We start from the raw sequence: 24,655 nt of genomic DNA on the forward strand, positions 1-24,655 counted from the left end.
ACTCATTTTCCGGCTGACGTGTAACAAATTCCCCCCCGCCCTCTCTAGTGGTACAAGCAGGCATTCAAGCCCGCCAACTCAACCCACTGCTGGAGATACACCATGACTACCAAACTGTCCGCCGCCACCCTCGTCCTGGCGCTCGGTTCCGCCCTGAGCCTGTCCACCCTGGCCACCACCGCCCACGCTGCCGACGAAATGCAGAAATGTTTCGGCGTCGCTGAGGCCGGCAAGAACGATTGCGCCGCGGGTGCAGGCACTTCCTGCGCCGGCACCTCAAAAACCAAGGATCAAGCCAACGCCTGGAAACTGGTCCCGGCCGGCACCTGCCTCAAAACCCCAAGCTCCACCTCGCCGACCGGTTTCGGCCAGGAAGCAGCCTTCACCGCCAAGTCCTGAAACCTCGCAAAACCTGAGTACTGATGATGACCCTTTCATCCCTGCAAGCCGTCTCCCAGGCTCAGGCGCCCGGCCTCCCCCGTCGGGCCGGGCTGGGGCTCAAGCATGAGCATTTCATGGACGTGCTGGAGACCTCGCCCGACATCGGTTTTTTTGAAGTGCACGCCGAAAACTACATGGTGGCCGGCGGCCCGTTTCATCATTACCTGAGGTTGATCCGAGAGCAGTACCCGCTGTCCTTGCACGGCGTGGGCCTGTCCATCGGCGGCGATGGCCCGCTGGACCGTGCGCACCTGGCACGGCTGGCCGCGCTGATCGACCGCTATCAACCCCACTCTTTTTCCGAACACCTGGCCTGGTCAAGCCACGGCCCGGTGTTCCTCAATGACCTGCTGCCCCTGGCCTACGACAGCGCGACCCTGCAACGGGTATGCGAACACGTTGACCAGGTGCAGAGCACCCTCAAGCGCCCCATGCTGCTGGAGAATCCGTCGACTTATCTGCAATTCCAGCGCTCAACCCAGGACGAGACTGACTTCATCAGCGAAATCATTCGCCGCACTGGCTGTGGTTTGCTGCTGGATGTAAACAACGTTTACGTGTCGTGCATCAACCACCAACGCGATCCACTTGCCTACATCGACGCGTTGCCATTGCACGCGGTGGGCGAGATTCATCTGGCCGGTTTTGCCGAAGACACTGACAGCCTCGGTGATCGCTTGCTGATCGATGATCACGGCGCACCTATCGATAACGCCGTGTGGCAGTTGTACGAAAAAGTACTGGCGCAGGTCGGCTCAGTAGCAACCCTGATCGAGCGGGATAACCAGGTGCCGGCGTTTGGCGTACTGCTGGCCGAGGCTCAACAGGCTGACTGGCATCTGTCGCAGGTGAACCCATGAGCCTGCATGACGATTTCGCCGAGGCATTATTGGCGCCGGACCTGGCCTGTCCCGATGGCCTGTTCAGCAGCAATGGTGCCGACCCCGCCAGCCGCTTCGTGGTGTATCGCAACAATGTGCACAGCTCGTTGATCAACGCGCTGGCAACGGCTTATCCGGTGACATTGCAACTGGTGGGCGAAGCGTTCTTCCGAGCGATGGCCGGCCTGTTTGTACAGGTTTGCCCACCCACCAACCCGTTGATCAGCGAGTACGGCAGTGCGTTCGCGGCGTTTATCCAGGATTTCGAGCCTGCCGCCAGCGTGCCCTACCTGGCCGATGTCGCGCGCCTGGAACGCTTGCGCGTACGGGCCTATCACGCAGCGGATACCTCGCCGCTGGACCAGCAGACGGTTCTCCAAACGCTGCAAGGCCAGACAGACCTGGGGACATTGCGCCTGCAACTGCATCCCTCCCTCGCCACTTTGACTTCAGCCTATGCGGTGGTATCCATCTGGGCCGCGCACCAGGCCGAGGGCGGCTTGGCCACTCTGAATCCCTGGCACGCCCAGGGTGCGCTGGTCATGCGTCGGGGCCTGGAGGTTCAGGTCTTAGCGATCGACCACGGCTCAGTCACGTTTATCGACGGCCTGGCCCAGGGCACGCCTTTGGAAAAAGCCGTGGAGCAGGCGCTTGAAACGTCCGCCGAGTTTGACCTGCACCAATGCCTGACGCTGCTGATCAACCACAGCGCCATCACTCATTTGCATCCAGAACAAAAGGTGTCGCCATGAATACTCGTCCGTCGTGCCTGATCAACCGGGTCATCGCGCTTTTCGAACAGATCCCTTACAGCCTGATCGCTTTTCTCGCGCGCTTTTCCATCGCCGCGGTGTTCTGGAAATCCGGGCAAACCAAAGTCGAAGGCTTCGCGATTGATTTGATCAGCGGCACCTTCCAATTCGGCGAACCCAAATTGGCGGCCTCGACATTGCCGTTGTTTCGCAGCGAATACCACGTGCCGTTGCTGTCACCGGAAATCGCGGCGCATATGGCGGCATTTGCCGAGCATTTTTTCCCGGTGTTGATTTTGGTGGGCTTCGCTACACGCTTCTCAGCCTTGGCCCTGATCGGTATGACCCTGGTGATCCAGTTGTTCGTCTACCCGGACGCCTACCCGACTCACGGCACCTGGATCGCGTTGCTATTGCTGCTCGTGGCCAAAGGGCCGGGACGTCTGTCCATCGATCACCTGATCGCCCGTCGCTGCGCTTAAAGCCGATCCAGCGCCTCGCCGCTGCGCTTGAACCAATCCACCAAGTAATCGGCCAACACCTGGGTGCGGCGCGGCAAACCACCCTGATAGGGATGCACCAGGTACATCGGCATGCTCCGTGTCTGATAATCGCGCAGGAGCCAGCGCAAGCGGCCGTCAGCCAATTCTGCAGGAAGCACATAGGACGGCAGCCGCGCGATACCGGCGCCCACCAGCGCGGCCTTTTTCAACAGGTTGTAGTGGTTTGAGGCAAACGTGCCGCTGACCCTCACCCGCAGCAACTCGTGCTGCTGGTGGTACAGCCACTCTTCACGCCCGCTGTAATGGCTGTTGAGCAGGCAAGTGTGCGTGGCCAGGTCGGCCGGGGTCTGTGGCTCGCCATGTTGTTCAAGGTACGCCGGGCTGGCGCATGTCATCTCATGCCAGGCCAGCAGCGGCTTGGCCACCAGGCGCTCGTTTTCAATCGCGCCTGAGCGTACCCCCAAATCAAAACCATCCCGCGCCAGATCGCGATAACTGTTGTTGAGCTCCAACTCGATCTGCACCTGCGGGTACTGCTTGGAAAACTCCAGCAACAACCCGTCGAAGAAGGTCTCGCCCAACGACACCGGCACCGTCATGCGCACCGGCCCGGCCAGGTCGTCCTTGAGCCGCGCCAATGCTTGTCGGGCGCGATCCACCTGTACCACCAATGCCTGGGCCTGGGGCAGCAACGCCGCACCCGCGGCAGTCAGGCTGAGTTTGCGCGTGGTGCGGTGCAGCAACACCACGGAAAACCGCGCTTCCAACTGGCTGATCCGCTTGGACAACTGCCCTTTGCTGCAGCCCAGTTGCTCAGCAGCCACGGTGAAACTGCCGGCCTCGATCAGCACGGCAAACGCCGCCAGGTCATCCATCTCACTCATGGATTGTTTCCATTTGAAAACCAAAGGTTGCCTATTAGCGCGTTTATCTGCAGGAAAAGCCACTCTAGACTGAACCCTCACTTACCCCCTGGAGGAACAGCACCATGAAAATCCTATTGATTGGCGCCAGCGGCACAGTCGGCTCGGCGGTCAAGGCAGAACTGGCTCAGCGTCACGACGTGATCAGCATCGGCCGCAACAGCGGTGACTTCCAGGTGGATATCAGCGACAGCGCGTCGATCCGCACACTGTTCGAGCAGACAGGCAAGTTCGATGCCCTGGTCTGCGCAGCAGGTAGCGTGAACTTCGTACCGTTGGGCGACATGAGCGAAAGCAACTTCGAACTGGGCCTGCGTGACAAGCTGATGGGCCAGGTCAACCTGCTGCTGATCGGCCGCGAATACGCCAACGATGGCGCCTCGTTCACCTTCACCAGTGGCATTCTGAACCGCGACCCGATCCGCACCGGCGCCTCGGCGGCACTGGTCAATGGCGCGCTGGATGCCTTCGTCAAAGCGGCGGCAATCGAGTTGCCACGTGGCCTGCGTATCAACTCGGTGAGCCCGACGGTCCTGTTGGAAGCCATGGACAGCTACGCGCCGTACTTCCGTGGCTACAAACCGGCGCCAGGCGCCGACGTGGCGTTGGCCTACGCAAAAAGCGTGGAGGGCCTGCAAACCGGTCAGACCTTTATCGTGGGGTGATCAGGCTGCCTGTCAGAATTGCCTGAACCTCGCGGGCGGGGTTGTGGTGCGGCGCAGGCCTGCGTAACGTGGCGGCACTTGTCTGGAGACTCGATGATGCGTGCCGCCCATACCCTTGCTCTACTTGCCTTGTTTCCCCTGTTTGGCGCCTGCCAGATGTTCGATAACGATCCGGCCAAGCCTTCTACTGCCGGGCTGACCCGCATGCAGGGCGAACTCACGGCGGTCGGCGGCAAACTGCTGTTCCAACCGTGTGGCGACAAACGCAACTATGTAGTCAAAGACACCGGCGGCACCAGCATCCTGCAGGAAGCGGCTTCGCTGGCCGGCGAGCAAGGCGCGTTGTTTGCCGACCTGCGTGGCCAGTTCTCCGGGGTTGCCAGCGGCACCCAGGGCAGCGTCGACCTGCAACAACTTTACCGCGTCGAGCGCTCGACTTCGGCCTGCAACGACCCGGACTTCAAACGCATGATCCTGCGCGCCAACGGCCACAAACCGACCTGGGTGATGAACGTCACCGCCAAGGGCCTGGTGCTGGAACGCGAAGGCCAGCCGCCATTGGCGGTGCCCTATGTGGAAGAGCAAATCGGCGATGGCCGCTTCAACTTGATGACCGAGGCCAATAATCAACACGTGGAATTGTGGGTCGCCCCGCAGCGTTGCGTTGACCCGGTCAGCGGCAGCCTGCAACACATGACGGCCGAGCTGCGCGTCAACGGCCAGGTGCAGCGCGGTTGTGCGTCGTTCGGCGGCTCGCGCGACGACTGACGCCACGCCGTGCTGTTTTAACATGACGGGAAACCACCATTGGGGCTTATAATCGCCGGTTTGCAAAACAGCCGGCCTCCGAGCCCGCCGCCTACCGGATCCTGTCATGTTACGAATCACCGAACTCAAGCTGCCCATCGACCATCCCGAAGAAGACCTGCGGCCCGCCATCGTGCAGCGCTTGGGCATCGCCAGTGATGACTTGCTCGATTTCACCCTGTTCAAGCGTAGCTACGACGCCCGCAAGAAATCCTCGGAGCTGTGCTTCATCTACACCATCGACTTGAACGTGAAGGGTGAAGCCGCCCTGCTGCTCAAGTTTGCCGATGACCGCAACGTCAACCCGGCGCCGGATGTCAGCTACAAAGTCGTGGGCCAGGCGCCGGAAGGCCTGACGCAGCGTCCAATCGTAGTGGGTTTCGGCCCGTGCGGAATCTTCGCCGGCTTGTTGTTGGCGCAGATGGGCTTCAAGCCGATCATTCTCGAACGCGGCAAGGAAGTGCGCCAGCGCACCAAGGACACCTGGGGCCTGTGGCGCAAAAGCGTGCTCAACCCCGAGTCCAACGTGCAGTTCGGTGAAGGGGGCGCCGGGACCTTTTCCGACGGCAAGCTGTACAGCCAGATCAAGGACCCGAAATTCCACGGCCGCAAAGTCCTGCACGAATTCGTCAAGGCCGGTGCGCCGGAAGAAATCCTCTACGTCAGCAAGCCGCACATCGGTACGTTCCGCCTGACCGGCGTGGTAGAGAACATGCGCGAGCAAATCATCGCCCTCGGCGGTGAAGTTCGCTTCGAGCAGCGCGTAACCGACGTGCTGATCGAAGACGGCCAGTTGAACGGCGTTGTCGTCGATGGCGGCGAGCAGATCCTGTCCAAGCATGTGATCCTGGCCCTGGGCCACAGCGCCCGCGACACCTTCCGTATGCTCCACGGCCGTGGTGTATACATGGAAGCCAAGCCGTTTTCGGTGGGTTTCCGTATCGAGCACCCACAATCCTTGATCGATGCGGCGCGACTGGGCAAATACGCCGGCCACCCAAAACTTGGCGCCGCCGACTACAAGCTGGTGCACCACGCCAAGAACGGCCGCTCGGTCTACAGCTTCTGCATGTGCCCAGGCGGCACCGTGGTCGCGGCGACTTCCGAGCCGGGCCGTGTCGTCACCAACGGCATGAGCCAGTACTCGCGTAACGAGCGCAATGCCAACTCCGGCATCGTGGTCGGTATCACGCCTGAGGTGGATTACCCGGGTGGTCCGTTGGCGGGTATCGAGCTGCAGGAACGCCTGGAATCCCACGCCTATGTCCTCGGCGGCAGCAACTACGAGGCGCCGGCGCAACTGGTGGGTGACTTCATCGCCGGCAAGCCGTCCACGGCGATCGGCAGTGTGGAACCGTCCTACAAGCCAGGTGTAGCCCTGGGTGATCTGGCGCTGGCGCTGCCGGACTTCGCCATCGAAGCAATCCGTGAAGCCTTGCCGGCATTCGAGAAGCAGATCAAGGGCTACTCGCTGCACGACGCCGTGTTGACCGGCATTGAGACGCGCACCTCGTCGCCGCTACGAATTACCCGTAACGAATCGATGCAGAGCCTGAACGTGAAAGGCCTGTTCCCGGCCGGTGAAGGTGCCGGTTATGCCGGAGGGATTCTGTCGGCAGGCGTGGATGGGATTCGGATTGCCGAGGCGTTGGCACGGGATATGTTGGGCATCGAGGCCTGACACCTTCCCTTGTAGGAACCCGGCTTGCCGGCGATGGCGATCTTGAGGACGCTATCGCAGGCAAGCCAGCTCCCACACTGGTTTTTGCCGGGTGTCAGATATTCGCGCGCAGGATGCTGTCCGGCAACGGCTCGCCCCGCTCGACACTGGCCGCAACGGCCGCAATCAAGTCCTCCAGCGCATACCCCTGCCCTGCCAGCCAGGCCTGATCGTAGTAAGTCGTGGCATAGCGTTCACCGCCATCACACAAGATCGCCACGATCGAACCCGATTCCCCCGCCGCTTTCATCTGCTGCGCTGCCACCAAAGCGCCAACCAGGTTGGTCCCGCTGGAACCACCGACTCGCCGGCCCAAGCGCTCGGCCAGGTAGTGCATGGCCGCCAGCGAGAGCGCATCCGGCACCTTGACCATCGCATCGATCACCTTGGGCAGAAACGATGCCTCAACCCGTGGTCGGCCAATACCTTCGATGCGTGAACCGCAGTCCAGGCGCAAGCTGGCGTCGCCGCTCTGATAAAAATCAAAGAACACTGAACGCTCGGCATCGGCACACAACACGCGGGTGCAGTGCTGGCGATAGCGCACATAACGACCAAGGGTCGCGGTCGTGCCGCCAGTGCCGGGGCTGGAGATCAACCAGCTCGGTTCCGGATGCTGCTCGAAGCGCATCTGCTGGAAGATCGACTCAGCGATGTTGTTGTTTGCCCGCCAGTCGGTGGCGCGCTCGGCATAGGTGAACTGGTCCATGAAGTGACCGCCACTTTCCCGCGCCAGACGTTCGGATTCGGCGTAGATCTGCGTGGGATCTTGTACCAGATGGCTCTTGCCGCCGTAGAAGGCAATCTGCGCGATCTTTTCCTGGGAGGTGGTGGCCGGCATCACCGCGATAAACGGCAAACCGAGCAAGCGCGCGAAGTAGGCTTCGGAAATCGCTGTCGAACCACTGGAGGCCTCGATCACCGGCGCGCCCGGCTTGAGCCAGCCATTGCACAACGCGTACAAAAACAGCGAACGCGCCAGCCGATGTTTCAGGCTACCGGTGGGGTGGCTGGACTCGTCCTTGAAGTACAACTCGATACCCGGCAACCCCGGTAGGGGCAAGGGAATCAGGTGCGTGTCGGCGCTGCGCTGGAAGTCTGCTTCAATGATACGAATGGCTTCGCGTGCCCAGGGTCGTTGATCGCTCATGGAGAGTTTCTCTAAAGGTGTAAGCCCTGATTTTAGGGGGTTTCCTACGCCTCACACAGATACAGTACCGACTCAATCGGACACACAATTGCTAGGCTAAGGCGCAACGTCATGCCAAACAGCTGCTTATAACAAATAAGAATATAACTTTTGTTTTAACAACTAACCGTACGGGTTAGGGTACCCACCTATTGAATCTGGATTGGAGAGCATCCCTTGCCTCTGCGTAGCACTTTTACCCGTTTCTTCCAGCTGGAAGCCGCCAGCGGTCTGTTGTTGATCGCGGCTGCCGCCTTGGCGTTGATCATCAACAATTCACCTTTGTCGCACTTGTACGCTGCGTTTCTCGACGTACCGGTGGTGGCGCAGATCGGCGCGCTGAAAATCGCCAAGCCGGCCTTGCTGTGGATCAACGATGGCCTGATGGCCCTGTTCTTCCTGCTGATCGGCCTGGAGGTCAAGCGTGAATTGCTCGACGGCCACCTGTCCAAGCCCTCGCAAGTGGTGCTGCCAGGCGCGGCGGCTATCGGCGGCATGGTCGTGCCGGCGCTGATCTACTGGGCGATCAACAAGGATTACCCCGCCGCACTCTCCGGCTGGGCGATCCCCATGGCCACCGACATCGCCTTCGCATTGGGCGTGCTGGCCTTGCTGGGCAAGCGTGTGCCGGTGTCGTTGAAACTGTTCCTGATGACCCTGGCAATCATTGACGACCTAGGCGCGATCATCGTCATCGCGGTGTTCTACTCCGCCGACCTGTCCGGCGCTGCCCTGGCGGGCGCGGGTGCCTGCTTGATTGCCTTGATTGCCATGAACCGCCTGGGCGTAATCAAGCTCGGGCCGTACCTGATCATTGGACTGATCCTGTGGGTGTGCGTACTCAAGAGTGGTGTTCACGCGACGCTGGCCGGTGTGACGTTGGCCTTCTGCATCCCGATGCGCACCAAAAACGCCGAACCCTCGCCACTGCTCACACTGGAACATGCGCTGCACCCGTGGGTGGCCTACGGCATCTTGCCGCTGTTTGCCTTCGCCAACGCCGGCGTATCCTTGACTGGCGTCAGCCTGGAAAGCTTCACCCATCACGTGCCCATGGGCATCGCCGCTGGCCTGCTGATCGGCAAGACCGTGGGTGTGTTTGGCCTCACCTGGTTGGCGATCAAGACCGGCCTTGCCGCCCTGCCCAGCGGCGCGAACTGGGGCCAGGTGTTTGGTGTCGCGATCCTGTGTGGCATCGGCTTTACCATGAGCCTGTTTGTCGGTTCGCTGGCATTTGTGCCGGGTGCCAGTGAGTTTGCAGGTGAGGACCGGATGGGGATTTTGACGGGATCGATTCTGGCGGCGCTCATCGGTTATGCGGTGACGGCGATGGCGAGTCGTAAGAAGGCCACGCTTCAGGGTTGAACTGACAGACCGAAAACCAAAAAGCCGCCTCGGATTGACCGAGGCGGCTCCACTCCTCAGACCTTACAGGTCATCGAAGCGGTCTCGCAGGAACTTCCATACGTGATAAGCACGCAGGCAGTTCACTACGAGGTTCCACATAGGTCGTGCAAACTTCGACATACTCGGCCCCATTACATTGGGCCTACCTCCAGCACACTTACCGGAACACGTGGCCTTTGGATGCAGGTCAATGCATCTTTGAGTCGCATCCCCAGCGGATAGCTGGGTATGCAATAAAAAACCGCCCTACTAAGGCGGTTTTTTATTGCCTGCGTTTTTTGCTTTTAACTTGGCCGCCGCCCATAAAACGAAAAACCCCAACCAGTCACCCGGTTGGGGTTTTGTGTTTCTACAACCCGCGCTTAGCGAGTAACGCGACTGGTACCATCAACGGTCATGATGCGCACGCGGTCACCAATGCGGAAGATTTCATTCTCCTGCACGGCCTGCACGTAGGCGCGCATGCTGCCGTCGTCTTCGCGAACGGTGATTTCCACACCCTGGGTGCGGGTCAGGCCTTCTTCGGTGGCCGAGCCCAACAGACCGCCAGCAACAGCACCGATCACGGCGGTCACGATGCTGCCACGGCCGCCGCCGATGGCACTGCCGCCAACGCCGCCAATGACTGCGCCAGCAGCGCCACCAATTGGGGTCTTGGTGCCTTCGATTTTCACCGGACGCAGGGATTCGATGGTCCCCATGCGCACGGTCTGTACACGACGCGCTTCGTCACGGGAGTACGAGTCGCCGGTCAGACTCGAGGCGCAGCCACCCAGCAGCAACGACAGGGTGGTAAAGCAGGCAACCAGTAAAACGGACTTACGCATAGCATCAACTCCAAAGGACAGGTGGTCATTAAACGCTGCAGCTTGACGCCTGTCACGGCAAGCACCGCAGAAAATTGCTTTCATTCAGCCTCAGTACAGACTGCCCGCACCAGAAAAATCGACGAACGGTAGCACTTAACGTCCAACCAGGATCTTCATGGATTACTTCATCATTGTAGTCACAACCCTTGCCGGCCTGTATTTCCATGGCTGGCTGTACCTGCGCATCAGGCGCTGGGTAGATCGCGATCTGGCGCTTTCCCTGGCGGGCAATGATGCGCACAAGCGTGCCTTCATGCTCAGGCAGCTGGAAAAGGCCCGCAACTTGAAAATCAAACGGTCCGACCTACCGCATTGGCTGAAGAATGCCGCGCAGCAGTACACGCCCGAAGCCTCTGGTATAGAGACTTCAGGGTGACGGGCAACATTCAGGTGAAGTGACGAAAGGTGCAGCTCAGGGTGCCAAGCGCTCGCGCACCCAATCGGCCCCTTGCAGGCGATAGTTCAGGCGGTCGTGCAAGCGGCTGGCACGACCTTGCCAGAACTCGATGCGCTCCGGCAGCAAGCGATAGCCACCCCAATGCTCGGGGCAGTCGGGCTGGGTGTCGCTGAAACGCTGTTCGGTGGCCTTGAGCAGGTCCTGCAGCTCTTCGCGGTCGCCGATGACCTGGCTCTGCGGAGACGCCCAGGCGCCCAGGCGGCTGCCCAGCGGGCGGACCTGATAATAAGCGTCCGACTCTTCAGCCGTGACCTTCACCACCCGCCCTTCGATACGCACTTGGCGCTCCAAGGTCGGCCAGAAGAAGGTCATGGCCGCAAACGGCCGCGCCGCGAGCTGCTGGCCCTTGGCACTCTGATAGTTGGTGAAGAAGGTAAAGCCCTGCGCATCCAACCCCTTGAGCAACAGGATGCGGCAGTGCGGACGACCCTCCTGGTCGACGGTGGCCAAGGTCATGGCATTGGCTTCCACCGGTGGCTGCTCGGTTTTCACCGCGTCAGCAAACCACTGATGGAACAAGGCAAACGGCTCGCTCGGGGCCTGGGCCTCGCTCAAACCATCCCGTGTGTAGTCACGGCGCATATCGGCCAGTGCCTGGGTCATGCGGCTTTATCCTTCTGGTTCAGCGAATCAGTTTTTCGCCTGGTCGTTGGCCGGTGCTGCAGCCTTGGCTTTGGCCGGCGCTGGCTTTTTGGCAGCAGGCTTGGCCGGGGCTTTTTTGGCGGCTGGCTTGGCAGCGGCTTTCTTGGCGGCTGGCGCCTTTTTAGCGGCGGCTTTGGCCGCTGGGGCCGGTGCCGGAACGTCCTGCACTGCAACCATCTCGGCGACAGGCGGGGTTTTGCCCGACTGATATTTGCTCAACAGCGCCAGCATGGTGGTGCGCTGAGTGAACATGATTTCCATACGACGGTTCAGGGCACGGCCCTGGTTGCTGTCGTTGGCGGCACGTGGCATCAGGTCGCCCATGCCACGCAGCATCAGACGGTCCTGCTTCAGGCCGCTGAGGCTGAAGATCGACGCGATGGATTGTGCACGTTCCTTGGTCAGCGCCTGGCTGGCTGGGGCGGTGCCCGTTGCGTCGACGTGGCCCAGTACCAGTACGGCGGTCTTCGGATCGGCTTCAACGGCCTTGGCGACGCGAGTGAATGGACCCAGGGTGACCGGCAGCAACATGGCTGGGCGTTTCGGGTTGTAGGAACCGTCTACCGGCGCGATCACGACGAGCACGTTGTCACGACGCTCCAGTTGCAGGTTGCTGTCCTTGATGGCGGCGCGCAGGCGTGGCTCATAGTCATCCAGCCAGGCCTGAGTGATTTTCGGGTCGGGCATCGGCACGTTGGTCACGTCGACCTTGGCCAATGGCTTGGGTTTGCTTTCGAACGGCCACCACCATTTGGTTTCGGTGTCGTTCTTGGCGACGGCTGGAGTGGTGGCAGGTGCGGGCTCGGCGGCCTTGAGGTCGGCTTTCAGGTCGGCCTTGGCATCGGCGGCCTTTTCGTCGGCAGTCTTGGAAGAGAACGGCCACCAGCTGGAGCCGGTGTCAGCCTTGGCGGCTGGTGCGGCAGCGGAGGCTACCGGGGCGGCAGGCTTGGCGCCGGCAGCGGGCTTGGCGTCCGGTTTAGCCTCCGGCTTGGCATCGGTTTGGGTCACTGCGTCCTTGGTCGCGGCCTTATCAGATCCAAATGACCACCAATGCCCGCCCTCGGCATCATTTTGTGGAGTTTGTGCGCAGCCGGTAATAGTGAGGCATAGCGCCAGTGCCAAGGACTTGTTCGATAACATGAGATATCCACAAAATGAGAAAAGAAACGGGGGTCTGGATGACCCGTTAAACAGACGCTTACAGAACATTAAAGTTACATCATTTCGTTCAGCGCCTTCTTATAGTTGCCTTTGTAACAAAAAAACGTGAAACAGCAAGGGGTTTACAGACAACCGGCCAATATTCCGACCAACTTCTGTGCCCGTGGGTCCATAAGTACATAAGGGCCCAATGTATTAGTGACGAAACCAAACGCTACATCATGCTCTGGGTCGGCAAAGCCTACCGAGCCGCCTGCGCCGGGATGCCCGAATGCACGCGGGCCAAGGCCGAAGGTGGCATTGGGCAGCTGCGGTTGGTCCAACATGCAACCCAGGCCAAAACGGGTTTGTGTCAATAATGTTTTATCCGGCCCGATACTGTGTTCGCGGGTCAATTGTTCAAGCATGTCGGCTTCGAGCAAACTACCGTCCAATAAGCCGCTATAAAAGCCCGCCAGGCTGCGTGCATTACCGTGACCATTTGCCGCTGGCTGCTGCATACGGCGCCATTCAGGTTTGTTAGTGCTGGTCAGAATAGACGGTGGATTAGCAAAAGCACGCGTCGTCATGGCCGCAGGTTCACGCATCATTACTTGCAGTAAACGCTGTGCCGCTTCATCGCCCATGTTGCCTTTGCTACGCGCTATATGTGCCACGCGATAAAACTCTTCATCTGCCAGGCCCACATGGAAGTCCAGCCCCAATGGCCGCGCAACCCGCGCCACGATGGATTCTCCCGGCCCACGCCCATCGGCGCGACGCAGCAATTCACCCACCAGCCAGCCGTAGGTGATCGCCTCGTAGCCATGACCTTGGCCGGGCGTCCACCACGGGGCTTCGGCCGCCAGGGTGTCGACCATCAGTTGCCAGTCGTACAGCGCCTCGGTCGGCAGCATCTCGCGGATCGCCGGCAACCCGGCCTGGTGGCAGAGCAACTGGCGCAGGGTGATGGACTCTTTCCCCGCCGCCGCAAATTCCGGCCAGTAGTTGGCAACGGGTACGTCCAGTTGCAACTTGCCTTCGGCCACCAACTGCAAGGCCGTGACGGCGGTAAAGGTCTTGGTACAGGAGAACAGGTTGACGATGGTGTCACTGTGCCAAGCCTCGGCACCGTCCTTGTCGGCGGTGCCGGCCCACAGGTCGACGACGGTTTCGCCGCCTATCTGGATACACAGCCCGGCACCGCGCTCCTGCGGGTCATCGAACAACGCGGCAAAGGCTTCACGTACCGCTTCGAACTGGAGTTCGTAATGACCCTGGATCTGCACCTGAACACCCTCGGACAACACAGCAAAAAGTGGCCGACATTGTTCCAGTACTGGTGGGTTTTGTGAACCCGTCAGCCCTCAATCAATGCCCATTCCCTGAGTGCCCGCCCGCATGCCCGGCGCCCTGCCCCGGGCCTTTGCCTTCGTGCCCGGCCCTGCCGCCTTCGCTTTCACGCACGGCGCCCGCCGCCTTGGCCTTTTCTGCTTCCTTGCCCAGTTGATCGACCGCCGCCAGGTTGCTTTTGCGCACGCTGTCGACAAAGCCCTGGAACGGCACATCGGTGATACCCACCAGGCCAAAATGGCCGTTTTCACCGTCCAGCAAACGCCCGGTTGCCGGCTGATCCAGGTACTGGAACCAATGCACGCCGACAATCGACGGCTCGGCCATGGCCTGCTTGAGGAAGTTGCCGTACGCCACACCACGGTCCTCTTCCTTGGCCAGTTGGGTCACTCCCCCCCAGAACGGCCCACGGTCAGCCGAGCCAAAGTTGAATTCGGTGATCAGCACTGGCTTATCCAGCGCACGCAGGGCGGCGAAGTCATAACCGTCCTGCGGCTTGAGGGTGTACATGTTGAAGCTCAGCACATCGCAATACTGGGCACAGGACGCCACGGCTTCCGGCGTGCTCACCGCAAAACGACCACCCAACAGCAGTTGGTTGGGTGCATGCCACTTCAGCGAGTCGGAAATGGTCTTGAAGTAGGCATCGGCAAAGGTCTTCTGGAAATACTTGAAGTCCGCTTCGATTTCCGGGTGCTCGGGGTTGGGCACCGGCGGTTCAAAGCCCGGGTCTTCCATCAGCTCCCAGCCCTTCAATTCGATGCCCCAGGCTTTCGACAGCCCTTCTTCGTTACGGTACTTGTCGCGCAGTTGCTTGAGGAACGCGCGCTTGGCCGGGACATCGGTGGTCATGCGCAAGGTGCCGTAGGCCAAGGCGTAGCGGGACTTGGGATCATCACCTGGGCCGGCCCAGGCCAACTCGTTGTCGGCAAAGAAACCGATCAACCACGGATCATCACGGTGATCGCGGGCAGCGATGGCCACGGCGCGCTCGGTGGCCATGGCGAAACGCGGGTCGAACGGATCGGGCATGCCGCCCCACCAGTCGGTGCCGGTGCTGATGCTGGTGTAGTCGCCGACGATCGACAGCGGCAAGGTGTAGGGCACGCGATCGGCACGGGCGAGATCGTCGTCGCTCCAGTTGCCCACAGTGTTGAAACCCCAGGCTTGCAGGCGGTCGAGGGTGTGAGTGGTCCAGCGCTTCTGGTCAAACCCGTCACCACCATAAGTGCGTTGCAGGTTGGCGCCGTAGAAATCGTACCAGCGCCCGGCGCCAAAGCTGCGGCCTTCACCCGCGCCGTTGCCGGTGCGGTTGTCGCCGCTGCCGTAATACTTGTCGAACGGTTCGCCGGCCTTGGGCAGCGCCGCGAACATCCATTCACGGCCGGACACGTAGGTCTGGTTGTTGTCCGGGGCCACGGTATTGACGCCCAGCGAATAGAACGGATGCCCCTCCGGCGTCACCAGGTACCAGCGCCCATCGCGTTTCTCGGTGCGGAAAAACCCGCTGGCGTCGAACGCCGGACCTTTGCTCCAGCCACCGTACTTATCCAACGAGGATTTTTCCCGCGTGGCCAGCCAGCCCTGGAGCTGCTGTTGCTCCTTGGCAGCGGCGGCCTTGAGTTGTTCGTCGCTGCTGACTTTTTCCGGCCAGCGCGCACGGGTGGATTGACCATAGGCATCCACCAATTCGCTGTAGGCAGCCTTCAACACCGGCTCGCTGTCCTGCACGCCAAAGCGCTCCAGCAGGATGCTTTGGGCGGCGTTGGGCTTGATCATCGACAACGTCACCGAAACCACTTGGCTACGGTCGATTTCACCCGCGCTGCTGGCCAGCAAGACGCGCTGGCCGTCTAGGGTGATCGGCATCGGCGGGCCGGCCTTCATGCCCTGGCTCAACGGCGAGTTGGCCTGCAACGGGACCAACAAGGTTTGCGCCGGGCCCGCCGGCAGGTCGATGCGACTGACCAGGGTACGGCCGTCGCTGCTCTGCACCTTGACATAGAGCGTCAGCGCCCAATCCATTGCACTCTGGATGCGCAGGCTCATGGCCCCCGACTGAGACCAGTCCCAGGCGCCCGTCTGCGGGCTAAGCACCAGGCTGGGTTCAGCAGCCGGGTTGAACGTGATGCGGCGCAACACTTCGCCTTCGGGGGTCTGCTCGGCGTTGTACTGCGGCAGGCTGGCGTCCTGGGTCGCCACCTTGACCACATCAGCGGGCCGGACGAAGTTGAACAAGGTCTGTTGCCCGGCAGGCGCGGCCATCAAGGGCGCGGCGAACAGCAGGGCAAAAAGGGCGGGCAGCGTGCGAATCATACGAGCAAGGTTCTCCCAGACGGCCGATGAATGGCCTGATGAAATACAGTGAGATAGACCACGAAGTGGGCGAATCCGCCCACGGTGGCTTAAGAAATTTCGCGCCTGAACGGCGGCAAGGCATTAAGGATAGCCTTGCCATAGCGTTGGGTGACCAAACGGCGGTCGAGCAAGGTGATGGTGCCTCGGTCCTCTTCGGTACGCAGCAAGCGACCGCAAGCCTGGACCAGCTTCAAGGAAGCGTCCGGCACCGAGATCTCCATGAACGGGTTACCGCCCCGTGCTTCGATCCATTCGGCCAACGCCGCCTCGACCGGATCATCCGGCACCGAGAACGGGATCTTGGCGATCACCACGTGTTCACAGTAGGCGCCGGGCAAGTCCACCCCTTCGGCAAAGCTCGCCAGGCCGAACAGCACGCTGGAATCCCCGCCATCCACCCGCGCCTTGTGCTTGTTCAGGGTTTCCTGCTTGGACAGGTTGCCCTGGATAAACACTTGTTTGCGCCAGTCACGGTCGAGGCCGTCGAACACGTCCTGCATCTGTTTGCGCGACGAGAACAGCACCAGCGTACCGCGTGAACCTTCTACCAGTTCCGGCAGGTCACGGATGATTGCGGCGGTATGAGCCGCCGCATCCCGTGGGTCAGCCTTGAGGTCCGGCACCCGCAACACACCCGCGTCGGCGTGATGGAACGGGCTCGGCACCACCGCAGTGACGGCCTTTTTCGGCAGGCCGGCACGCATGCGGAAGCGGTCGAAGGTGCCCAGGGCGGTCAATGTGGCCGAGGTAACCAGGCAGCCGTAGGCCACGTTCCAAAGGTTGCGGCGCAGCATTTCCGCCGCCAGGATCGGACTGGCGTTGACCTCGATGTCGAACAGCGCACCGCTTTCCGACAGGGTCAGCCAACGCGCCATGGGCGGGTTGTCTTCCGGGTCTTCGACGGTGAAGGCGGTCCACAACTCCCAATTGCCCTGGGAGCGCGACAGCAGGCTGCCAAACAGCGGGTACCATTCCTCGGCCTGGTTGCTGGCGATGCCGATGTTGACCTCGCCATCCATGCCTTCCTTAAGCAGGTCGGTGAGGCGGGTGAACAAGTCGGTCAGGCGTGAAAAGCCCTTCTTCAGCTCAATGCCCATTTCGCGCATGTGCTCGGGAATCAAACCGCCGACGAAACGGTGACGCGGCCGCTCACGGCCCTCGACGTCTTCGCCGGGCTTGAAGTCGGCTACCTGCTCGCAGGCGCTGAACATGAACTGCTGCTGGGTCTTGATCTCCCGCGCCAGCTCCGGCACCTGTTCGATCAGCTTGCCCAGGTCGCCGGGCAGCGGGTGCTGGGCCAGCAACTTGGTGAGGTTCTTCGCGGTGGTTTCCAGCCAGTCGGCAGTGGAACGCAGGCGCGTGTAGTGGGCAAAGTGGCCGATGGCCTTGTCGGGAAGGTGATGGCCTTCGTCGAAAACGTAGAGGGTGTCACGCGGGTCCGGCAGCACGGCGCCGCCGCCCAGGGCCAGGTCGGCCAGGACCATGTCGTGGTTGGTGACGATCACGTCGACCTTGCCCATACCTTCGCGGGCCTTGTAGAAGGCGCACTGGCCGAAGTTCGGGCAATGACGGTTGGTGCACTGGCTGTGGTCGGTGGTCAGGCGCGCCCAGTCGGAATCCTCCAAGGCGGTGGGCCAGCTGTCGCGGTCGCCGTCCCATTTATTACCGGCCAGTTTCTCGATCATGCTGGTAAACAGCTTCTGGCTGACTTCATCCACCTCGATCTTGAAGCCTTCTTCTTCGAACAGCGACGCCGTCGCGGTTTGCGCGTGGCCTTCCTGCAACAGCACGTCGAGCTTGGACAGGCACATGTAGCGGCCACGGCCCTTGGCCAGGGCGAAGGTGAAGTTCAAGCCGCTGTTGCGCATCAGGTCGGGCAGGTCTTTGTAGACGATCTGCTCTTGCAGGGCGACGGTGGCGGTGGCGATCACCAGGCGCTTGCCGGCGGCCTTGGCGGTGGGGATCGCGGCCAGGCTGTAGGCCACGGTTTTGCCGGTACCGGTGCCGGCCTCGACGGCCACGACCGCGGGCTCACCCTCGCGGCGACCTTCGTCGTCGGTGTCGATATCCCCGAGGACCTTGGCCACTTCGGCGATCATCAGGCGTTGGCCATAGCGCGGTTTCAAGCTCTTGGCTTCGAGAAAACGCGAGTAGGCGCCCTGGATCGTGGTTTTGAGTTCAGTGCTGATCATGGATAGTCGGGCGCAAAAAACGCTGGATAAATTTTCAGTGGTTCGGATCGGCGGCTATCATACCCCGCTAATGAATCCCGCGCAGAACGGAGTACCACAATGACCGCGTTTAGCCTCGCTTACACCCTGCATGTATTGGCCGCCCTGGTATGGGTGGGCGGTATTTTTTTCGCCTGGATGATCCTGCGCCCCGCCGCTGTGGCGGCACTTGAGGGCCCTGCCCGGCTCAGGTTGTGGGCGAATGTGTTTCAACGTTTTTTCGTGTGGGTATGGATCGCGGTGGCAATTTTGCCGATCAGCGGCATCGGCCTGCTGCAATTGCGCTTCAACGGGTTTGAGACGGCGCCGCGTTATGTGCAGGTGATGATGGGGTTGTATCTGGTGATGACGGCGTTGTTTATCCGTATCCAGGCGTTGAAATTCCCGGAATTGCGCACGGCCGTGGCGGCTGAGGACTGGCCGGCGGGGGCTGCGGTGCTGGGGCAGATCCGCCGGTTGGTGGGGATCAATTTGATCGTGGGGTTGGTGGTGGTGGCGATTGCTTCGGCTCGACCGATGTTCTAAGGGTGTTCTTTAGGACCTCTTCGCGGGCAAGCCCGCTCCCACAGTTGACCGAGTTCCAACATGAGAATGCGGTCGAATGTGGGAGCGGCGGTGCGACGATTCGACTTGCCCGCGAAGACGTCAGCCCAAACGACTCACAGCCGCTGAATAGTCACAGTGCCCGCAGGCCCAGCCGGCCCCGGCTGCCCTTCCAACCCTGGGCGGCCCTTCTCGCCACCATCGGCGCGGTACACCAGGCAGCCTTTGGACTGGCCACCCTTGCCAGGCTTGCCCGCCGTGCCGGCCAAACCACCGGGACCACCGTCCACCCAGACCTTGATCTGCTGCGCCGGGAAGTCCTGCGGCAACTCGACCCGCACCTGCGCGCCGGACGCGCCAGGCAAGCCATCACCGCCGTTATCACCATTGGCGCCGCGACCGGCCGAACCCCAGGTGCAGCCTGGATCCACGCCATTGGCTCCGTCCAACCCGGAATAACCCTGTGCACCAGCGCCGCCACGGGCGTCTACCGAGAGTTCTTCAGCGGTCAATGAGTTAATGCGCAAAGTCAGGTCACGCCCGGCCTTGGCCGGTTTTTCGTGGGTGCCGGGCGCGCCGCGCGAGGTGATCTGGCTGCCGTGGTCCAACTGCGCGTGGCGCACCTGCAATTGCAGCGCGGTGTTGCCGGGCACAATGGCGATGCGGGCGTCGCGGCCCAGGTGCAGCTCATCCACCGTGACCTGGCTGATGGTGGCGGGGATCAGCAAGGTGCCGTAGTCCGCCACCTCCAACCGCTCCAGTTGCAACACGCTGGTGCTGCTGGGCAGGCGCATCAACGAGTTGGTTTCCACACTGACGCTTTGAGCCAGGGCAACGGGGCTGACCAACAGGGCCAGCAGTAAAACCTTACGCATCGTGGAGCTCCCCTGAAAATTTTCAAAAAATATTTCTAGTTTTTCTTTGGACTCACAGTAACGACTTCCACAGGCGCTTTGCCAGTGAAGGATCAAAAAAGTTGATAAAGGGGGAGGATTGGCAGCAATGCCCCTGTGGATCGCACAGGGGCAAGGGCCGTCAGCGGTTGATCTGGATTTCCGTGCGGCGGTTCAAGGCGCGACCATCAGCGGTTTTGTTGTCGGCTACCGGGTGGCTTTCACCTGCGCCGGTTACCGAGACAAAATTGCTGCGCGGCACGCCGGCACCGATCAGATAGTCCGTGACCGAATGGGCGCGTTTTTCCGAGAGTTTCTGGTTGTAGGCGTCTTTGCCGACGCTGTCAGTGTGGCCACTGACCCGCAACTGGGCGCTCGGCGCTTCCTGTTTCAAGCGCGTGGCGATGGTATCGAGCTTGGTTTTGTCCGCCGCCGTCAGCTTGGCCGAGTCGAACTGGAAGTGCACATCGCGGATCACGATGGTTTCTTCCTTGACCACGACGACTTCCTCAACCACGGCCGCTGGCGGTGTCGGTGGGCAACCATTGGCATCCACCGGCACACCTTTTGGCGTGCCTGGACACTTATCGCGGCTGTCCGGCACACCATCGCCGTCTTCGTCGCCATCGCCGTGCACCCAGCAATAGGCGCCGGCCATGCCGCCGATCAGCAGTGCACCCGCGCCTGCATAGGCCGAGCTTTCAGTGGCACCGATCGCCGCACCGGTCACACCGCCAAGGGCGGCGCAGGTGGGCCAGTCGGTTTTTTGCAAACCTGCGCAACCTGTCAATACTCCGGTTAGCAGAACCAAGGGTAGAGCTGTCCGCATGATGCTCATCTGATTTCTCCTGAGGGGATCGGCGGGGGCCGATGGGTGGAGTAAAGACGGCTCTTTTCATCTGCGCCACTACGCCGCGCCCCTGTATTCATTGAGGATCGCCGCATTCGTAGGACTTTTCACAGCCGCCCGCTCTAGGCCCGCACGCTCAGCCGCGCTAGTCTCTACGGTCCTGATGTGAGGATCTCTGATGACCGCCGGTATTTCTGCCCGTACCCCCCAGCAAGCCTTGGCCGCCTTGCTCGATCTGCACCAGCCCAAACGCCTGCTGCTGTTGGGCGCCAGCCAGTTCCCGGCGCTGGAGGCTTTTCAAAAAGCCCACCCGGATACCCAGGTGTCCGTCGCGGCACCGGGCGCGTTGCCTACAGAGCTTGCCGCACAGCGGTTTGACCTGGCGCTGGTGGTGGACTGCCTGGAGCACCTGTCAAAACCGCAAGGCCTGACCCTGCTCGGCGGCATCCGTAACCTGAATGCCAGCCGCATTGCGGTGCTGGTGGACCTGGGCGCCTGCGACTGGAAGGACACCGACTTCTTCTCCCTGGCCCTGCAGGCCGGCGAGCGATTCCAGCGGGATGAACAGGTTCTGACGCTGTTTACCTACGATCTGCTTGACTATAAACAAGTGCCGGACTGGCTCAACGCCCGCTTCTGGGCCAACCCGGAAAACTTCGGAAAGTATTGGTGGTAACCCGATGAGTACATCCATTTGCCCCTGCGGCAGTGGCAACCTGCTGGATGCCTGCTGCGGTCATTATCACGCCGGGCATCCGGCACCTTGCGCCACCGCTTTGATGCGCTCGCGCTACAGCGCCTATGTGCTCGGCCTGGTGGACTACCTGGTCGCTACCACCCTGCCCGCGCAACAGGCTGGTCTGGACCGAAATGCCATGGGTGCCTGGAGCGCCCAAAGCACCTGGCTCGGCCTGGAGGTAGAAAGCTCCGAGGTGTTCGGCGGCCAGCCGGAACACGCCTTCGTGACCTTCACCGCACGCTGGCACGACAGCAACGGCGAACATAGCCACCGCGAGCAGTCTTCTTTCGTACAGAATGACGGGCGCTGGTACTTCATCGACCCGACCGTGGAGGTGAAGGCCGGACGCAACGATGCCTGCCTGTGCGGCAGCGGGCAGAAATTCAAGAAGTGCTGTTCCAGCTACCTCTAACAACTCTAAGGATTAACGCCATGCTTCGGATGTACAGCTTGATGCTGGCGTTAGCCCTCGGTTTGAGCGGCTGCGCGTCGTGGTTTGAAGACGACTCCCCACCGCCCCACGTGTCGCTGGTGAAAGTCGAAGTGGTGCGCGCCAAGCTGCTGGAGCAGAAATTCAAGCTGTACTTTCGCGTGGATAACCGCGACGACGCCGACCTGACTGTGCGCGGTTTGATCTACAAGGTCACCCTGGGCGACTTCGTGCTGACCGAGGGCGAGTCCAATGAGTGGCTCACCGTGCCGCCGCGCAGTCATAAATTTTTCCGGGTGTCGGTGCGCACCAACCTCTGGCCGCAGATCCGTGATGTGGTGCAGATGCTGAAAAATCCCGACCAGCCCGTGCCGTATCGCTTGGATGGCGAGCTGAAAACCGGATTATTCATCGGTTATGACGTGCAGGTGAACCACAATGGCGAGATAATCCCCGGCGATTTTATTCCGGAGCGACATCGATGACTCAGCAACCCCATGTCCATGGTCCTGACTGCAACCACGATCACGATCACCATGATCACGACCACGGCCATGTCCACGGCCCGAACTGCGGCCACGCTCACCAGGAGCCGGTGCGCAATGCCTTGAAGGACGTGGGTCGCAATGATCCTTGCCCGTGCGGCAGCGAGAAGAAATTCAAGAAGTGCCACGGGGCTTGATGCCCTGACCTGTGGCGGGCTTGTTGTGGTGAGCGGGCTTGTCCCGCTCACTACATAACACCACCCCTGCGCGAACCTCAGGATCTGCGTTGGAACTGCAACTCCACTTCCAGCCCCCCACCTTCCCGATTACGCAAACTCAACCGCCCGTCATGCGCCTTGGCGATGGTGTGAGCGATGCTCAACCCCAAGCCATACCCGCCGGTCTCGGCGTTGCGTGAACCCTCCACGCGGTAAAACGGCTCCATCACTTGGTCGAGTTGCTCCTGGGGAATCCCCGGGCCACGGTCGCTGATGACAATCTTCAAGCTGTCCGCCTGATCCTCGATTCGCACCACCACGTCGGTGCCATAACGCAGCGCATTTTCCAGCAGGTTCTGCACACAGCGCTTGAGGCTGCGGGCATACCCCGGCAATGGCTGTTTCGCACGACCCTCGATCCGTACGTGTTCACCCACATCCTCCGCATCCGCCTGCAAGCTTTGCAACAAGGCGTTGATGTCGATGTTTTGCCGTGCCTCGTTGATTTCGCCACTGCTGACAAAATCCAAGGTGCTGGAGACCATGTGCTCCATTTCCTCCAGGTCACTGCGAAAACGCTCCTTCGTGCGGTTGTCCTCGAGCATCTCGGTGCGCAGGCGCAGGCGTGTGATCGGTGAACGCAGGTCGTGGGAAATAGCCGCAAGAAACCGCGTGCGCTCGGCGATGTTGGCGATCAGCCGCTGTTGCATGGCATTGAAGGCCTGGGCGGCACGGCGCACTTCGGTAGGGCCATCCACCGACAACGGCGGACGCTGGATATCCCGGCCCAGGGCCTCGGCCGCCTTGGCCAACGCGTTGAGCGGGCGGATCGCCAGGCGCACCGCCACCAGAGCGATCAGCACCAATACCAGTACCCGCAGCAAATAAATGCGCATGACGTAATCGAACAACAGGTCCAGCGGTGAGGTGCTGGTCCAGCCCTGTTCTTCGCTGGCATCCACCTGCAACCAGCGGCCGTCGGGCAGGCGCAGGTCGATCAGAAACTGCCCCACCACCGGTTTGGAACCCAGCAGGGTCGACAGCCCGGCGGTTTGCCCTTCGCCATCCACCAGCGACAGGCGCAACAAGATCAGCGTCTGGGCGTAACCGGTTTTTTCCGACAATACCTTCTTGATCAACCGTTCGGTGGGCCGGTCGCTGTCGTGAAGCGTGCTGGGTGTATTACTGGCCTGGTCGCTGAGGATCAGGTGGAAGGTCGGCGTGTCGAGCATCTTGATCAGCAGGTCCGCCTGTTGTGGGTCGCTGTGCACCAGCCGCACCACGTCCGCCAGGCGCGTGGCGATCAAGCGCGCAGGGATTTCCAGCACCTGCCCATGGCGCCGGTCGTACCAGATGCTGCTGGTCAGCGCCTGCGCCGCGAGCATGCCGCTGACCAAAATCAGCACCAACCGCCCGAACAGCGAACGCGGCAGCAGTCTCACGATTCCAGCACCACGTCGTCGGCGGTGAGCATGTAGCCTTCGTTGCGCACGGTCTTGATCAGCCCCGCCGGCAGTTGCGAGCGCAGGCGGCTGACACACACATCGATGGAACGGTCGAACGGCGTGCTGTCCTTGTCAAACACGTGATTGAGCAGGAAGTCGCGGCTCAACGGGCGATTGGGGTGCTGCAACAGCAGGCGCAACACGCGGTAATCGGAGTTGCCCAGGCTGACCACCACACCCTCCGGCGACAGTAACTGCCGCGCCCGCGTGTCGAGCTGCCAGCCGGCGAAACGGATGCTCGGCGCTTCATCCAGGCGCGCGCGGTCGGGAAAGCTCTGCACCCGACGCAACACCACCTTGATCCGCACCAGCAGTTCGCGCGGGTCGAACGGTTTGGGCAGGTAGTCGTCGGCGCCGATTTCCAGGCCGACGATGCGATCGATCAACGAGCCTTTTGCCGTGAGCATCACCACCGGCGTGTTTGAGTTCACCCGCAGTTCGCGGCACAGGCTCAGGCCGTCTTCACCGGGCAGCATCAGGTCGAGGACGATCAGGTCGATGACATTCAGCGCTAGGCGGCGGCGCATTTCCTTGCCGTCGGCCGCAGTGGAGACCTGGAAGCCAGCGTCGCTCAAGTAGTCGCAGAGCAACTGGCGGATTTGCGGATCGTCATCAACGATCAGCAGGTGGTCTTGCTTGGCCATGGGCAGTCAA

Annotated in this window: 26 protein-coding genes; 14 read left to right on the plus strand and 12 right to left on the minus strand. The window is 61.3% G+C overall.

What is annotated here, in order from left to right; translation table 11 throughout:
• The first annotated feature begins 102 nt into the window (after positions 1-102).
• Genes WH299_RS26740 through WH299_RS26755 form a run of 4 tightly spaced genes read left to right on the plus strand, consistent with a single transcriptional unit; the run spans position 103 to position 2,556 of the window.
• Positions 103-399, plus strand: coding sequence for a BufA1 family periplasmic bufferin-type metallophore (locus WH299_RS26740; RefSeq protein ID WP_339551789.1), 297 nt, complete (start codon positions 103-105; stop codon positions 397-399).
• Positions 400-422: 23 nt separating this feature from the next.
• Positions 423-1,301, plus strand: coding sequence for an MNIO family bufferin maturase (gene bufB / locus WH299_RS26745; protein ID WP_339551791.1), 879 nt, complete (start codon positions 423-425; stop codon positions 1,299-1,301).
• A complete protein-coding gene (locus WH299_RS26750; RefSeq protein ID WP_122724728.1) occupies positions 1,298-2,074 on the plus strand; it encodes an HvfC/BufC N-terminal domain-containing protein in 777 nt (258 codons plus the stop codon). Before bufB ends, WH299_RS26750 begins: the two co-directional genes overlap by 4 nt.
• Entirely contained in the window at positions 2,071-2,556 is a 486-nt protein-coding gene (locus WH299_RS26755; protein WP_028619253.1) for a DoxX family protein, read from the plus strand. Before WH299_RS26750 ends, WH299_RS26755 begins: the two co-directional genes overlap by 4 nt.
• On the opposite strand, the gene WH299_RS26760 is transcribed toward WH299_RS26755, so the two are convergent.
• The gene (locus tag WH299_RS26760) at positions 2,553-3,461 is read right to left on the minus strand and encodes a LysR family transcriptional regulator (RefSeq protein WP_028619252.1); all 909 of its coding nucleotides are present in this window, start codon (positions 3,459-3,461) and stop codon (positions 2,553-2,555) included. The two genes, WH299_RS26755 and WH299_RS26760, sit on opposite strands and share 4 nt — an antisense overlap.
• 104 nt (positions 3,462-3,565) lie before the next feature.
• Here WH299_RS26760 and WH299_RS26765 point away from each other — a divergent pair, with 104 nt between their 5' ends.
• From WH299_RS26765 to WH299_RS26775, 3 genes are all read left to right on the plus strand, one after another.
• Complete coding sequence (locus WH299_RS26765) at positions 3,566-4,165, plus strand: short chain dehydrogenase (RefSeq protein ID WP_339551794.1); 600 nt, start codon at positions 3,566-3,568, stop codon at positions 4,163-4,165.
• A gap of 96 nt (positions 4,166-4,261) precedes the next feature.
• On the plus strand, positions 4,262-4,933 hold the full coding sequence (locus tag WH299_RS26770) for a COG3650 family protein (protein ID WP_122725473.1): 672 nt from the start codon (positions 4,262-4,264) through the stop codon (positions 4,931-4,933).
• A 106-nt stretch (positions 4,934-5,039) separates the two neighbouring features.
• Positions 5,040-6,653: an FAD-dependent protein gene (locus tag WH299_RS26775; RefSeq protein WP_122724724.1), complete on the plus strand. Its 1,614-nt coding sequence runs from the start codon at positions 5,040-5,042 to the stop codon at positions 6,651-6,653.
• 94 nt (positions 6,654-6,747) lie between these two features.
• On the opposite strand, the gene WH299_RS26780 is transcribed toward WH299_RS26775, so the two are convergent.
• The gene (locus WH299_RS26780; protein WP_126569970.1) at positions 6,748-7,842 is read right to left on the minus strand and encodes a PLP-dependent cysteine synthase family protein; all 1,095 of its coding nucleotides are present in this window, start codon (positions 7,840-7,842) and stop codon (positions 6,748-6,750) included.
• 216 nt (positions 7,843-8,058) lie between these two features.
• Here WH299_RS26780 and nhaA point away from each other — a divergent pair, with 216 nt between their 5' ends.
• On the plus strand, positions 8,059-9,246 hold the full coding sequence (gene nhaA, locus WH299_RS26785; protein WP_122724720.1) for a Na+/H+ antiporter NhaA: 1,188 nt from the start codon (positions 8,059-8,061) through the stop codon (positions 9,244-9,246).
• Positions 9,247-9,650: 404 nt separating this feature from the next.
• On the opposite strand, the gene WH299_RS26790 is transcribed toward nhaA, so the two are convergent.
• Positions 9,651-10,115, minus strand: a complete 465-nt coding sequence (locus WH299_RS26790; RefSeq protein ID WP_003189251.1) for an outer membrane lipoprotein — start codon at positions 10,113-10,115, stop codon at positions 9,651-9,653.
• A gap of 157 nt (positions 10,116-10,272) precedes the next feature.
• On the opposite strand from WH299_RS26790, the gene WH299_RS26795 reads away from it, so the two are divergent.
• Positions 10,273-10,533 carry a hypothetical protein gene (locus tag WH299_RS26795; protein WP_068931533.1) on the plus strand — a complete coding sequence of 87 codons (261 nt, stop codon included), beginning with the start codon at positions 10,273-10,275 and terminating at the stop codon, positions 10,531-10,533.
• Positions 10,534-10,569: 36 nt separating this feature from the next.
• On the opposite strand, the gene pdxH is transcribed toward WH299_RS26795, so the two are convergent.
• From pdxH to dinG, 5 genes are all read right to left on the minus strand, one after another.
• Positions 10,570-11,217, minus strand: a complete 648-nt coding sequence (gene pdxH, locus WH299_RS26800) for a pyridoxamine 5'-phosphate oxidase (protein WP_339551796.1) — start codon at positions 11,215-11,217, stop codon at positions 10,570-10,572.
• 27 nt (positions 11,218-11,244) lie between these two features.
• Positions 11,245-12,396, minus strand: a complete 1,152-nt coding sequence (locus tag WH299_RS26805) for an OmpA family protein (RefSeq protein WP_339551798.1) — start codon at positions 12,394-12,396, stop codon at positions 11,245-11,247.
• A 143-nt stretch (positions 12,397-12,539) separates the two neighbouring features.
• Positions 12,540-13,685: an EstA family serine hydrolase gene (locus WH299_RS26810; RefSeq protein ID WP_028619243.1), complete on the minus strand. Its 1,146-nt coding sequence runs from the start codon at positions 13,683-13,685 to the stop codon at positions 12,540-12,542.
• Positions 13,686-13,767: 82 nt separating this feature from the next.
• Complete coding sequence (locus WH299_RS26815) at positions 13,768-16,065, minus strand: beta-galactosidase (protein WP_339496790.1); 2,298 nt, start codon at positions 16,063-16,065, stop codon at positions 13,768-13,770.
• 89 nt (positions 16,066-16,154) lie between these two features.
• Positions 16,155-18,299 carry an ATP-dependent DNA helicase DinG gene (gene dinG, locus WH299_RS26820; RefSeq protein WP_016975052.1) on the minus strand — a complete coding sequence of 715 codons (2,145 nt, stop codon included), beginning with the start codon at positions 18,297-18,299 and terminating at the stop codon, positions 16,155-16,157.
• A gap of 99 nt (positions 18,300-18,398) precedes the next feature.
• On the opposite strand from dinG, the gene WH299_RS26825 reads away from it, so the two are divergent.
• Positions 18,399-18,863, plus strand: a complete 465-nt coding sequence (locus tag WH299_RS26825; protein ID WP_339551800.1) for a CopD family protein — start codon at positions 18,399-18,401, stop codon at positions 18,861-18,863.
• 134 nt (positions 18,864-18,997) lie between these two features.
• Here the strand turns inward: WH299_RS26825 and WH299_RS26830 are convergent, their stop codons facing one another.
• Entirely contained in the window at positions 18,998-19,756 is a 759-nt protein-coding gene (locus WH299_RS26830; RefSeq protein WP_028619239.1) for a hypothetical protein, read from the minus strand.
• A 160-nt stretch (positions 19,757-19,916) separates the two neighbouring features.
• Positions 19,917-20,612 carry an OmpA family protein gene (locus tag WH299_RS26835; RefSeq protein WP_339551801.1) on the minus strand — a complete coding sequence of 232 codons (696 nt, stop codon included), beginning with the start codon at positions 20,610-20,612 and terminating at the stop codon, positions 19,917-19,919.
• Positions 20,613-20,802: 190 nt separating this feature from the next.
• On the opposite strand from WH299_RS26835, the gene WH299_RS26840 reads away from it, so the two are divergent.
• The 4 genes from WH299_RS26840 to WH299_RS26855 are packed head-to-tail and all read left to right on the plus strand — an operon-like array spanning position 20,803 to position 22,475.
• Positions 20,803-21,300, plus strand: a complete 498-nt coding sequence (locus WH299_RS26840; RefSeq protein WP_010212387.1) for a DUF6231 family protein — start codon at positions 20,803-20,805, stop codon at positions 21,298-21,300.
• 4 nt (positions 21,301-21,304) lie between these two features.
• Positions 21,305-21,775, plus strand: coding sequence for a YchJ family protein (locus tag WH299_RS26845; RefSeq protein ID WP_123476503.1), 471 nt, complete (start codon positions 21,305-21,307; stop codon positions 21,773-21,775).
• Between the two features lie 20 nt (positions 21,776-21,795).
• Positions 21,796-22,278, plus strand: a complete 483-nt coding sequence (locus tag WH299_RS26850) for an LEA type 2 family protein (protein WP_028619235.1) — start codon at positions 21,796-21,798, stop codon at positions 22,276-22,278.
• Positions 22,275-22,475, plus strand: a complete 201-nt coding sequence (locus WH299_RS26855) for an SEC-C metal-binding domain-containing protein (protein WP_003189235.1) — start codon at positions 22,275-22,277, stop codon at positions 22,473-22,475. The genes WH299_RS26850 and WH299_RS26855 overlap by 4 nt, the downstream gene beginning before the upstream one ends.
• A gap of 77 nt (positions 22,476-22,552) precedes the next feature.
• Here WH299_RS26855 and WH299_RS26860 read toward each other — a convergent pair whose 3' ends face one another.
• Together WH299_RS26860 and WH299_RS26865 are read right to left on the minus strand one after the other, a co-directional pair.
• Positions 22,553-23,938: an ATP-binding protein gene (locus WH299_RS26860; RefSeq protein WP_339551802.1), complete on the minus strand. Its 1,386-nt coding sequence runs from the start codon at positions 23,936-23,938 to the stop codon at positions 22,553-22,555.
• Positions 23,935-24,645, minus strand: coding sequence for a response regulator (locus WH299_RS26865; RefSeq protein WP_028619233.1), 711 nt, complete (start codon positions 24,643-24,645; stop codon positions 23,935-23,937). Before WH299_RS26865 ends, WH299_RS26860 begins: the two co-directional genes overlap by 4 nt.
• Between the last annotated feature and the right edge of the window lie 10 nt (positions 24,646-24,655).

It is taken from the genome of Pseudomonas sp. MYb541, assembly GCF_037479595.1.
GTDB lineage: Bacteria > Pseudomonadota > Gammaproteobacteria > Pseudomonadales > Pseudomonadaceae > Aquipseudomonas > Aquipseudomonas canadensis.